This is a genomic window from Enterococcus sp. FDAARGOS_375 (assembly GCF_002393265.1).
In the GTDB taxonomy this organism is placed as follows: Bacteria; Bacillota; Bacilli; order Lactobacillales; family Enterococcaceae; genus Enterococcus_D; species Enterococcus_D innesii.
Genome location: NZ_CP023515.1, coordinates 554,446 through 566,054, shown reverse-complemented (window position 1 = coordinate 566,054; position 11,609 = coordinate 554,446). Strand labels below are relative to the sequence as shown.

At 45.9% G+C, this 11,609-nt stretch carries 11 protein-coding genes; 9 read left to right on the top strand and 2 right to left on the bottom strand.

Annotated elements, in window-relative coordinates; all coding sequences use genetic code 11:
• Positions 1–8: 8 nt before the first annotated feature.
• From CO692_RS03645 to CO692_RS03630, 4 genes are all read left to right on the top strand, one after another.
• Complete coding sequence (locus tag CO692_RS03645; protein ID WP_015510211.1) at positions 9–860, top strand: transporter substrate-binding domain-containing protein; 852 nt, start codon at positions 9–11, stop codon at positions 858–860.
• Complete coding sequence (locus CO692_RS03640; RefSeq protein ID WP_096741573.1) at positions 860–1,540, top strand: amino acid ABC transporter permease; 681 nt, start codon at positions 860–862, stop codon at positions 1,538–1,540. Before CO692_RS03645 ends, CO692_RS03640 begins: the two co-directional genes overlap by 1 nt.
• 276 nt (positions 1,541–1,816) lie before the next feature.
• Positions 1,817–2,455: a GyrI-like domain-containing protein gene (locus tag CO692_RS03635; protein WP_077451838.1), complete on the top strand. Its 639-nt coding sequence runs from the start codon at positions 1,817–1,819 to the stop codon at positions 2,453–2,455.
• A complete protein-coding gene (locus tag CO692_RS03630) occupies positions 2,452–3,396 on the top strand; it encodes an ROK family protein (protein WP_096741572.1) in 945 nt (314 codons plus the stop codon). The genes CO692_RS03635 and CO692_RS03630 overlap by 4 nt, the downstream gene beginning before the upstream one ends.
• Positions 3,397–3,442: 46 nt before the next feature.
• Here the strand turns inward: CO692_RS03630 and CO692_RS03625 are convergent, their stop codons facing one another.
• Both CO692_RS03625 and CO692_RS03620 read right to left on the bottom strand, forming a co-directional pair.
• Complete coding sequence (locus CO692_RS03625; protein ID WP_060792815.1) at positions 3,443–4,642, bottom strand: AI-2E family transporter; 1,200 nt, start codon at positions 4,640–4,642, stop codon at positions 3,443–3,445.
• Positions 4,643–4,844: 202 nt separating this feature from the next.
• The gene (locus CO692_RS03620) at positions 4,845–5,213 is read right to left on the bottom strand and encodes a PaaI family thioesterase (protein WP_005234285.1); all 369 of its coding nucleotides are present in this window, start codon (positions 5,211–5,213) and stop codon (positions 4,845–4,847) included.
• 188 nt (positions 5,214–5,401) lie between these two features.
• On the opposite strand from CO692_RS03620, the gene menB reads away from it, so the two are divergent.
• Genes menB through menH form a run of 5 tightly spaced genes read left to right on the top strand, consistent with a single transcriptional unit; the run spans position 5,402 to position 11,599 of the window.
• A complete protein-coding gene (gene menB, locus CO692_RS03615) occupies positions 5,402–6,217 on the top strand; it encodes a 1,4-dihydroxy-2-naphthoyl-CoA synthase (protein ID WP_010749830.1) in 816 nt (271 codons plus the stop codon).
• Entirely contained in the window at positions 6,217–7,716 is a 1,500-nt protein-coding gene (menE, locus tag CO692_RS03610) for an o-succinylbenzoate--CoA ligase (protein ID WP_096741571.1), read from the top strand. The genes menB and menE overlap by 1 nt, the downstream gene beginning before the upstream one ends.
• On the top strand, positions 7,694–9,058 hold the full coding sequence (locus CO692_RS03605) for an isochorismate synthase (protein ID WP_096741570.1): 1,365 nt from the start codon (positions 7,694–7,696) through the stop codon (positions 9,056–9,058). Before menE ends, CO692_RS03605 begins: the two co-directional genes overlap by 23 nt.
• Positions 9,051–10,763 (top strand): 2-succinyl-5-enolpyruvyl-6-hydroxy-3-cyclohexene-1-carboxylic-acid synthase, encoded by a 1,713-nt coding sequence (gene menD, locus CO692_RS03600; protein ID WP_096741569.1) that lies wholly within the window; start codon positions 9,051–9,053, stop codon positions 10,761–10,763. Before CO692_RS03605 ends, menD begins: the two co-directional genes overlap by 8 nt.
• Positions 10,760–11,599 carry a 2-succinyl-6-hydroxy-2,4-cyclohexadiene-1-carboxylate synthase gene (menH, locus tag CO692_RS03595; protein ID WP_096741568.1) on the top strand — a complete coding sequence of 280 codons (840 nt, stop codon included), beginning with the start codon at positions 10,760–10,762 and terminating at the stop codon, positions 11,597–11,599. The genes menD and menH overlap by 4 nt, the downstream gene beginning before the upstream one ends.
• The last annotated feature ends 10 nt before the right edge of the window (positions 11,600–11,609 follow it).

The window sequence follows — 11,609 nt, the reverse complement described above, 5'->3', positions numbered from 1 at the left end:
AGGATATTATGAAACAAGTTAGAAAAGGGAAAATCGTTGCAATGGTTGGTTTTTTAGGTTTATTTGCGGGGGTCCTGTTAAGTGCCTGCAGCAAACCAACGGAAGAAGACACCAGTCTAAGTAAGGTAGAAGAAGCCAAAACATTGGTTGTTGCTACTTCGGGAACCTTGTATCCATCGTCTTACTATAACGATGAAAATGAATTAGTGGGCTATGATGTCGATGTGGCAAAAGAAGTCGCCAAACGATTAGGCGTAGAGATCACATTTAAAGAGTACAATGTCGATGGACAAGTTTCTTCTTTAACACGTGGAGAAGCCGATTTTGCTGCCAACGATTTTGGTTTGACAGATGAACGGGCGGAAAAATTCAGTCTCTCAACGCCTATTAAATACTCGTTCGATAGTATGATCGTGCGTAAAAGTGATGACTCTGGGATTGCTTCTTTAGAAGATTTGGATGGCAAAAAAGCTGCTGGTGAACCGAATACCAGCTACATGCGCTTAGCCGAATCCTATGGGGCAGAATTAGTGACTTACGACAACGCAACGAATGATCAGTATTTGACAGATGTTGCGAATGGTCGAACGGATGTGATCTTGAATGATTACTATTTGCAAAAAATGGCGGTTGCTGCTTTGCCAGATATCCCTGTTAAAATTTTAGAAGATGTCTACTTTAATCCGAATGAAACGGGCTTCTTATTTGTGAAAGATCATCAAGCATTGCAGGAAAAAGTGGATGCTGTTTTAGCAGAAATGAAAGAAGACGGCCGTTTAAAAGAACTTGCGGAAACGTATTTTCAAACCGATATTTCAGTAAAATCTGATCAAGCGATCCAAACGGTTGAAACAGACTAATGTATATTCCAACCCTTGATTTGCCGTTGATGTGGGAGTCATTGCCCTATTTGCTGTCGGGCTTGTCCTATACGGTCGGCATTGCTGTCGTTTCGTTTCTAGGTGGCAACGTATTAGGGATCATGCTCACCTTCTTAGGGATGTTGGAAAATCCATTCATTAGAGGGTTCGTGCGGGGCTACCTCTCATTTCTAAGAGGCGTCCCAGCGTTGGTCTTGTTGTTCCTACTGTATTTTGGCTTGCCTTATCAATTGTCGGCGCTTAGTGCTGCGATCATCTGTTTTACATTGACCAGCAGCGCATTTATCGGGGAAATCTACCGAGGATCAATTGCTGGTGTGGATCGTGGACAATTTGATGCTGCCTATGCGTTAGGGTTATCCTTTACGAAAACGATGCGTCTGATTATTTTGCCACAAGCCTTTCGTATTTCTGTACCGGCATTGAGTAATGTGGCAATGGATTTGCTGAAAGGAACCTCCTTGGCAGCAATGATCACGATTCCTGATATTTTTCAAAAAGCCAAGATCGTTGGTGGACGAACCTTTGATTACATGTCCATGTATGTGCTAGTTGCCATCATCTATTGGCTGTTGTGCATTTTGATTGAAGCCGGGCAAAAGCGGTTAGAACAACATTTTTCAAAACGCTTTGCTGCTAATGAGACCGTAAGACAATAAAAAAAGAGCCGAGGCTCGATCACTGCAGAAATCAATTTCTTCTGGAAATGTTTTCTGCAGTTTTTGTATTTGAAAAGATAAAAGAAAGGAGATTGTCATAATAAAATAATAAGCGAAAGCAAGGAAGATGTAGGGATTTCTGGAATGTCAAACTGGGTTCAGTATAAAAATGGTGCTGACCAAGTTATTTTCCTTCACTTAAACAGCCTATATTTCATTCGGTCGGCTCAAGTGATTCATGGTAAAATAAAGAAAAGCAAATCGAGGAGGGGCCTTATGAAGTATGAATGGCGCAAACTAGAAAAAGAGCTTTATCTTCCCAAAAAACCAACAGTGATCGAGGTGCCAACGTATCAATTTATTAGTTTGAGCGGCAGCGGCAATCCGAATCGTCCTGAATTTAGCGAAGAGATCGCCGCTTTATATACGATTTCTTATTCACTCAGGATGGGATTGAAAAAAGGGGCTTTTGGCAATGAACCCTTTGAATACACGGTCTTTCCTTTGGAAGGCGTATGGACCTCGCTGACAAAGCCAGACGGTGCCGTCAACAAAGAAGAATTGATCTACAAAATCATGATTCGCCAACCAGAGCCCGTTACGGAAACACTGTTTCAAGAACAGCTCTTGGCAGTCAAAGAGAAGAAAGACAATCCAAATCTAGAAAAGCTCATCTTTGAGCGCTATGAAGAAGGATTGTGTCTGCAAGCGATGCATACAGGATCTTTTGACAATGAAGCGGAAACCTTTGCGCAAATGAAGGAGCTGTTAAAACAAGAACAGTTAGTGATCCGTCCAACGATGGACACGTTCCAGCATCGAGAAATCTATTTGTCTGATCCGCGAAAAGTCTCACCAGATAAAGCCAAAACCGTCCTGCGATGGGCAGTAGAAGCAGAGGGTGGGATTCAGTGAATAAAAACTATTTAAGCATCGACATCGGTGGCACGAAAATCAAATCGGCTGTCATTGATCGCTCGGGGAATATTCTGACACGAGGACGGATGGATACGCCAAAAAATCTTGCGGAATTTTTGACGGGGATTGAAACGATCGTTGAGGACGTCCATGGAAGCATTCGGGGCATTGCGGTTAGTACCCCAGGAAAAGTCAACCCAGAGACAGGGACGATCTCGTTTGGCGGGGCATTGCCTTTTTTAGATGGGGTCTCCTTAAAACAGCTGCTGGCAAAGTATCAAGTGCCGCTTGCTGTGACCAACGATGGCAAGGCAGCCGCATTAGCTGAATGGTGGCTAGGAAACCTTAAAGGGATTAAAAATGGGGCTGCCATAACATTAGGTACTGGTTTGGGCGGTGGCGTAATCGTTGAGGGAAAACTGATCCAAGGTGCACATTTTCAAGCCGGGGAGTTAAGTTTTCTACTAAATGCCACTAAGAGAAGCGATGCTCCAGAAAACGCTGAGCAACCAGCTAATCAGGGATTGACCCTGCAGCAATTGGCAGGTTTTAGCGGTTCAGCGGTCGCCATGATTCGCCGTAGCGCCCAACTGCTAGGCTTAGCTGATCTTGCGGATGGTGAAGCAGTTTTTGACGCGATCAATCAAAAAGAGCCACAGGTCTGGGCGCTGTTTACAGCGTATTGCCGAGAAATCGCGTGTGTCATACTCAATGTTCAAGCCGTGATTGACTTAGAGCGCTTCGTGATTGGTGGTGGCATCAGTGCCCAAGCGATCGTGGTGGAAGAAATCGACCGTCAGTATCAGCAACTGCTGGCTAGTTTACCGATTTTGCAGCAGACCTTGACGAAGCCGGAAATCCAAGCCTGCAAATTTCAAAATGACGCCAATTTATTAGGGGCGCTCTATCATTTCTTTTTGGAACATGAGCTGAAATAAAATAGACAAAAAAACTGCCGCGAACCAACGATTCGCGACAGTTTTTTTAGGCTTTTTTCTTGGTGTCTTTGTCTTCGTCACCTAGGTAATCTTTGCTAGTGAAGGCACTGTGGAAGTATTTGCCCTCTTGACCGTAATAGCGGTTATAGCGCTGCTTGAATTTGCGGAACACGTAAACGACAAGAACTTTTAGCAGACAATAAATTGGGATCCCGAAAATCACCCCAACGATCCCCATCAAATCACCCATCACTAATAAAACAACCAGAATCGTAATAGGATGAATTTTTAATCGGTCACCCATCACACGGGGCACGACTAAATCCCCATGAAGCAACTGTACAGCAAACCAAGCAATCAAAAATTTAACCAACATCCCGGTGGAGTCTTGTGCGGCAATGAAAAGTCCTGGGAAAAAGACGATAAAAGGACCAATATAGGGGATGATGCAAAGCAGACCAGCGGCGATCGCCAGAATACTGGCATACTCTAAGCCAATCAATAGGAAAACGACCCAATAGATCGCCCCTAAAATCAAGGAAGAAATGATTTGTCCTTTCAAAAAGGCACCGACTTGTATGTCAGAGATCTTGACGATTTCATTAAAGTCTTTGCGAAAACGCGGTGGCACTAATGAGAGGACCGAAAAATAAAACTTGTTGGGGTTGCGCAATAAGAAAAAGGCAATGATCGGTCCAGTGAATAAAGCAATGAACAAGGTCGAAATCGTTGAAAACAAACTGCTGAGCCCAGCAGCACCAGTTTCCCAATAGTCCCCAATAAAACTCATGATGTTGTTGGTGATATTTTGCAATGTGTCTGTAATTTGTGCCATCTCATCTTGAAAAGGGGTATTTTCTAAAAAGGCGGTCGCGTTTTTCTCAAAGTCACTGACCAAACTTGGTAAGCTGTTGATCAGATCGGTGGTTTGTTGCTCCAAAATCGGGTAAAGCTGGAAACCAGCAAAGACGATCAACAAAAGAATCAAAAGATAGATCCCAGCAATCGAAACACTACGGGGAATTTTTTTCGATTCCAATTTATCGACCACCGGGTTAAACAGATAGTAAAGGATCAGCCCAAATAAAAAGGGTGGGATAATAGCTGTAAGTATGGCTGAAAAGGGTGTAAATAAAAAAGAAATCTGATTTAGCAAAAAGACAGCAACTGCCGACAAGATAATCAGTCCTAAGACATAATAGCTTGTTTTGCCGCCTAAAAAGTGGATCAATCGGTTATTTTTCATAATAAACCTCGCTTTCTTAGCTACATTATAACGAAAGACCTCTATTCTGTAAAAAAACAACGTATCTTTCGAAAAAACACTGTCGCGCTTTTAGAATCCTTTTTACTGAAAGAAGCTCGTCCATAAGGAGTTGTCTGGTGAAACTCTTCTTATAAAGCAGGCCAAAAATGCTCCCGTGTTTACAACACAGGAGCGAAAAGAATTATTTGCGCACTGTCGTCAAGGTACAGCGACCAACGGCAGTTTTTAACCCGCTAGCTAACCAAATAGTGGCTTGCCAAGTTTGGATACGGGCGCCGATGCGATCAGGACTAGCTTCTACGATCAGGGTTCCTTCTTGGGCGGCGGCTAGATGGTTGACTTGTAGGTCAACGCCGGCGGCGAAGGCTTCTTCTTGAGCCAAAGCTTGATTGGCACCGATGCTGCAGGCAGTCTCGATCAAAACGCCGTTAATGCCACCGTGAACGAGACCAAAAGGCTGTTTGTGCTGTTCTTTGATGGGCATTCGTAAACGAACAAAATCGGCTGTTGCTGCTTCTACTTCGATTTCTAAAGCTTCTAGTAAGTTCATTTTTTGCTCCTTTTTCTAAGAAAGTTACCATGATTATAGCACGAGTTTTGGTAGAAATAGCCGAAGTTCTAAGAAAGACAGCAACAGGTGGAGAAGTCTTAAGAAATTCCCTTAACCAAAGCAATTTCTAACGAAAAGCGACTAGATATGTGTATAATAGAGCTATGTGAATTGAGGAGGAACAAGTAATGAGAGAATGGAAAACCTTAAAAGAGTACGATGAAATTTTGTTTGAACAACATGGAAAAGTGGCGAAAATCACGATCAATCGCCCAGAAGTCCACAATGCGTTTACACCAAAAACGGTGTTTGAAATGATTGATGCATTTTCGATCAGTCGCGATGAACCAGGCATCGGCGTGATTATTTTGACAGGCGCCGGCGATAAAGCCTTTTGTTCAGGCGGAGACCAAAAAGTCCGTGGTCACGGTGGCTATGTTGGGGAAGATCAGGTTCCTCGCTTAAATGTATTGGATCTGCAGCGCTTGATTCGCACGTTACCAAAACCGGTGATCGCCATGGTCAAAGGCTGGTCGATCGGCGGCGGAAATGTTTTACAATTGGTTTGTGATTTAACGATCGCCGCTGACAATGCTAAATTTGGTCAAACAGGACCAAATGTCGGCAGTTTTGATGGTGGCTATGGTTCGGGCTATCTTGCACGGACGATCGGACATAAAAAAGCCAAGGAAGTTTGGTTCATGACAAAACAATATACTGCTGAAGAAGCATTGGCGATGAACTGGATCAATACAGTCGTTCCTCTTGATCGAGTAGAAGATGAAACGATGGAATGGGCAGAAACGATGCTGCAAAAGAGCCCGTTGGCGTTACGCATGATCAAAGCATCTATGAACGCCGATACGGACGGATTAGCTGGCATTCAGCAATTAGCCGGCGATGCGACCTTATTGTATTACACGATGGATGAAGCCAAAGAAGGTCGTGACGCGTTTAAAGAAAAACGTCAACCAAACTTCGACCAATTCCCTAAATTCCCATAATGACTGGGAGTTGGCTGCAAAGGCAAGCACAACTTCATCCAGAACGACCAGCTTTTTATTGGCATGAAAAAAGCTGGTCGTTTGCTGCCTTGCAAAAAGAGGTTTATGCTTACGCTGCTTATTATCAAGCCCAGTTCGTTGATCAGCCAAACCGGGTAGCTCTTTTTAGCAATAACGCCCCTGAAATGGTCTTTACGATCCTTGCGTTATGGGAGTTGGGGATCGAAGTCCAGCTGCTGAATACGCGATTGACAGCCGCTGAAATCTCCTTCCAATTGCAAGATGCCCACTGCGACTGGGTGATCACGGCGGATCAGGCTGCGGTTTCGGGTGTTCGCAGCTTGACCTTTGGACAAGCGATCAAACAGGCGGAGGCTTTTGTTGGTTCTGTTGTTCCTTCGTTTGTTCCTAATGAAGCAATCTATCAAGCAGAGCAAGTGGCTTCAATTATGTATACCTCTGGTACGACTGGCAATCCCAAGGGTGTGCCTCAAACCTTTGGGAATCATCTAGCAAGTGCCGAAGCGACTCAAAAAAACTTAGCCATCACTAGCGAGGATTGTTGGCTTTGTGCAGTTCCGCTGTATCATATCAGTGGGTTATCAATTCTCTTGCGTTCACTGCGACTTGGAATGAGTGTTCGTTTGTATGAGCGCTTTGATGCTGTAGAAATGGCAAAAGATCTTGAAGCAGGAAAAGGGACGATCGTTTCTTTGGTGGCAAAAATGTTGATGGACTTGCTGCCATTGGTGCCCCAACATGGCTTTGATTCGTTGCGTTATGTACTGCTAGGCGGCGGGCCCATTGCCAAAAGTATATTGGAAAAATGCCAGCAAAAACAGCTTTCTGTGATCCAATCCTATGGGATGACAGAAACTTGTTCACAAGTGGTGGCATTGCCACCAGAAAAAGCTTCAGAAAAAATCGGCTCCTCAGGGGTTCCCCTGCAAAGTGTCCATTTACGAATTGCGGCTGATGCGAAAATGGCAGATCATCAGACTGTTGAAAGTACCCAGCCGATCGGAGAAATCCAACTGCAAGGACCTGCGATCACGACTCGTTACTTGAACGATCGCAGTCCACAGCAGTGGGACCAAGAGGGCTGGTTTGCCACAGGAGATCTAGGTTATCTTGATCAAGAGGGCTTTTTGTATGTAGTCAGTCGTGCAAGCGAACTGATCATATCTGGTGGAGAAAATATCTATCCCGCAGAAGTGGAGCAAGCCTTGTTGCAGCATCCAGCGGTCAAAGAGGCAGCTGTGGTGGGGGAACCAGACGAGGAGTGGGGACAATCTGTCGCGGCTTATTTAACGTTAAATGAGCCCGTCCGACTTCAAGCGTTGTTGGATACATTAGAAGGGCAGATCGCCCATTATAAATTTCCGCGCCGTTTTTATCACGTACGAGAAATGCCGCGCACAGCAAGCGGCAAACTTTTAAAACGGCTATTGCTGAGTGAAGAAAGAGTGAACTACATTGAACAGCAAATCAACAAGTAATTATGAAGCAGCGATCGCTGCCGGGAAAACCTATTTGAGTGAGTATCAGCCTTTAGAAAGGTGTGACTTACTGGCTCTTTATGCAGCGGCACAAGAATATCAAGGGGAACGCTATTTCTGGCGTACTCCTGATGAAACGACTAGTATGGTAGGGTTGGGTTGGTTAGTCACTTTTTCGCAACCCAAACTTGCAGACTTTTCAGAAGTCCGCTCTCTCTTAAAGCAAGCCCATTATCAACCAGAGGCACCTTTTCAGGCGCAGCTGGTTGGGGGCTTTGCTTTTGATGAACAGGCAGAAGTCAGTCAGGATTGGGCTGAGCTAGGTGCCGGTCTCTTTGCGTTGCCAGAAATACTGGTCCGCAAAACTGGCGATCAGTGTGGCGTCGTTTATACAGTAGCCGCTTCTTCCGAGGAACAACGACAACAAAAAGTCGCTGCCTTACAGGAAAAAGTCGCAAGCTGGTTGAATGCCAACCCGGACAAGAGTCTTGTAGCAGAAACGCCTGCTTTTCAGGCACAAGAGGAACTAGAGGTGCCCCAATGGCTGCAAACGGTCGAAGAGACAGTGGCAGCCATTCGCTCGAATGAAACACCGTTGAAAAAAGTGGTTCTGGCCAGGAGAATGAAGATAGAAACGAAGCAGTCGATCATTAGTGCTGGGGTGTTGCAACGGTTGGCGCAACAGCAGCCGAATACCTATCTTTTTGCCATCGAACATGGGGGCCATGTTTTTGCTGGTGCGACGCCAGAACGCTTGCTAAAAGCGACTGTCGATCAATTTGAAACGGTAAGTATCGCAGGTTCCGCACCAAGAGGCCAAACAAAAGAAGAAGATGAGGCACTGGCACAAGCCCTCTTAGCGGACGCAAAAAATACCCATGAACATCAAGTAGTTGTCGATCGCTTAGAAACGGCATTGGCTACTTTGTTAGCTGACGGTTTTCAATCAGAAGCCCGCTCCGTCATCAAGAATCGTGACATTCAGCATTTGTTTGTTCCTTTAGCAGGGCAAAGAAAAGCAGGAGTCAATTTTCTGAGCGCCGTGCAAAAACTACACCCGACCCCAGCATTGGGGGGAGAACCGAAAGAAGCAGCCGTCTCATGGATTCGTACCCATGAACCAGCCAGCAGAGGGATGTACGGTGGACCGATCGGTTGGTTGGGTATTCAAGAAGATATTGGCGAGTTTGCTGTGGCGATCCGCTCAGGATTCTTTAGCGGCAATCAAGCAACGCTGTATGCGGGCTGTGGGATCGTTGCCGATTCAGACGCAGAATCTGAACGTCAAGAAACACGGTTAAAATTTCAACCGATGAGGAGAGGGATCTTAGGAGATGAATAATCAGACAGTCATGACAGACTATTTATTAGCGGCAATCCAGGGACTAAAAGCAGCGGGTGCGAAGCGAGCGGTTATTAGTCCCGGTTCACGCTCAACGCCATTGGCGCTACTATTGCATCGTGATCCTGAGATCACCTGTACGGTGGCTGTCGATGAACGTTCGGCTGCTTTTTTTGCTTTAGGGATGTCCAAAGTTGATCTCCAGCCAACAATCTTACTGTGTACTTCTGGAACTGCAGCAGCCAATTATTATCCAGCCGTTTGTGAAGCAGAAGCTACCAACTTGCCATTGATCGTCTTAACGGCTGATCGCCCGCCAGAACTGCGGGGCGTTGGGGCGCCACAAGCAATGGATCAACAGAATTTGTATGCCTCTCACGTCAAAAAGATGGTAGAGATGACGGTGCCAGAAAACGACCCAGCTTTGTTGCGTTATAGTTTTTGGCAAGCTGCAACTTGCACGATCGAAGCGCAAAAGCAGCCGAGAGGCCCTGTCCAAATCAACTTTCCATTACGGGAGCCGCTGTTGCCTGACTTTAGTCGCCAATGCAGTATACAGCAAGACGTGAGCTATCTGGCACCACAACAAGAGCTGTCAGCAGAGATGATCACCCAGCTAGCCCCTTACTTTGGTAAAAAAGGTATTCTGATTGCTGGAGAAAGCCTTACGATCGAAGAAGCGCAGCAGTTGCTGACTTTTTCAGAGAAATTAGGCTGGCCGATTGTCGGCGATCCATTGACCAATTTGGCGACAGCCGGTACCAAAGTAGGAACATTTATCAGTCAAGCCGATCTTGTTTTCCCGCAATTGACTTCTGCCTTCCAACCAGAAGTGGTCGTGCGTTTTGGTCGCTTACCAGTCACTAAAAATGTCCTATTATGGTTGAACAAAGCAGCGGATACGACGACGTGGCTCTTTGTTGATCCATCGGGACAGTGGCAAGACCAGTTGCATCGGGCAAACTATTTGATCGAAGCAGCGATCAGCACTTTCGTGGCTGCCATCACCCAGTTGCCAATCGTCAAAAATATGGCGTGGCAACAACAATGGCAAGCACTTCAAGCGCGGGCAGATCAGGTGCTTGCTGCATGTCCGCAGTTGCAACAATGGGATGAGAGCAGCGCTGTGCGCATGCTCCAACAATGTTTGCCCGAAGATGCGCAGATCCTTTTGGCAAACAGCAATGCGATCCGTTTCTTTGATCGCTACGGCAGCAAAACTACCTCCACTTATCGAGTGTATGGAAATCGGGGCGTCAATGGGATCGACGGCCTTGTCTCGACCGTGGCTGGGATTGCTTCCGCCAGTCAAAAGCCTACCTACTTGTTGATTGGTGATTTAGCGTTGTACCATGATATGAACGGCCTACAACTACTGCGTCAGTATCAATTGCCAGTAACGATCATTTTACTGAATAATAACGGTGGTGGGATCTTTTCCTTTTTGTCACAAAACACCTTAGAATCAAACGACTTTGTCCCGCTCTTTGGCACGCCGTTAGACCTTGAGTTTCAAAAAGTGGCGGCCTTATATGAGGCAGATTGGCACACACCGACCTCTTTGCTAGAGTTTCAAACGATTTTAACGGAAACAAGCCAACGGCCGTGCTTTCAAATAATCGAAGTGAAAGGTGAGCAAAAAGATCCGGTCAATACATGGCAAGCACTGCAACAGCAGTTTAGCGAGGCGGGAGCACAGCAATGAGGGACACGATAAATGGCGTCAGTTATTTTTATCAGTGGTTGCAACCGTACCGACCAGCCTTACCAACCCTTGTGGCATTGCATGGCTTCACGGGTTCTTCAGAAAGTTTTCGACCGGTTTTTGCAGAGGAAGGTTCTTATAATGTATTGGCAGTCGACTTGATTGGACATGGACGGTCATCGCTTTATGTCCATCCCATGCGTTATGAACTTCCTTTACTGGTGGAGGATCTCGCACAGCTTTTAGCGAAGTTAGGAATTGAACGTTATGGTCTTTATGGCTACTCGATGGGGGCGCGAATCGCACTTGTCTGGGCGGTCATGGAACCAACGGCAGTGACCCATCTTTTGCTTGAGAGTGGTTCACCCGGGTTAGCTGATCCAGCGGAACGACTCGCTCGTCAGCGGCACGATCGTCGCTTAGCGTTGCGCTTACTAAGGGAGCCTTTGGTCGATTTTGTCGATTACTGGCAAGAACTGCCGTTGTTTGCTAGTCAAAAGGAGCTACCTTTAGCGCAGCAGGCTGCTGTACGGCAAGGACGCTTGCAGCAAAACAAATTTGGCTTGGCAGTAAGCTTGGTTTACGGTGGTACTGGCAAACAGCCAAGCTGTTGGTCGGCACTTCCGCAGCTAGCTTGTGAAATTCTTTATTTAGCGGGGGAAAAAGATGTAAAGTTTCGTAAAATCGCCCACCAAATGAAGCAGCTGCAACCAGAGATGACCATCAAAGTCGTTGCTAATGCTGGACATTGTATCCATTTAGAACAGCCGACACAGGTTCGTCATGAAATCGATCAATGGTTTGTAAAAGGATCGGGGCCACAGTCAGCTGATTGACAAGGAGAGA

Bases quoted from the DNA above. Each gene is read 5' to 3' on its own strand.
- CO692_RS03625 (WP_060792815.1), bottom strand. From the start codon at position 4,642: ATGAAAAATAACCGATTGATCCACTTTTTAGGCGGCAAAACAAGCTAT.
- CO692_RS03635 (WP_077451838.1), top strand. From the start codon at position 1,817: ATGAAGTATGAATGGCGCAAACTAGAAAAAGAGCTTTATCTTCCCAAA.
- menE (WP_096741571.1), top strand. From the start codon at position 6,217: ATGACTGGGAGTTGGCTGCAAAGGCAAGCACAACTTCATCCAGAACGA.
- menH (WP_096741568.1), top strand. From the start codon at position 10,760: ATGAGGGACACGATAAATGGCGTCAGTTATTTTTATCAGTGGTTGCAA.
- menB (WP_010749830.1), top strand. From the start codon at position 5,402: ATGAGAGAATGGAAAACCTTAAAAGAGTACGATGAAATTTTGTTTGAA.
- CO692_RS03620 (WP_005234285.1), bottom strand. From the start codon at position 5,213: ATGAACTTACTAGAAGCTTTAGAAATCGAAGTAGAAGCAGCAACAGCC.
- CO692_RS03645 (WP_015510211.1), top strand. From the start codon at position 9: ATGAAACAAGTTAGAAAAGGGAAAATCGTTGCAATGGTTGGTTTTTTA.
- menD (WP_096741569.1), top strand. From the start codon at position 9,051: ATGAATAATCAGACAGTCATGACAGACTATTTATTAGCGGCAATCCAG.
- CO692_RS03640 (WP_096741573.1), top strand. From the start codon at position 860: ATGTATATTCCAACCCTTGATTTGCCGTTGATGTGGGAGTCATTGCCC.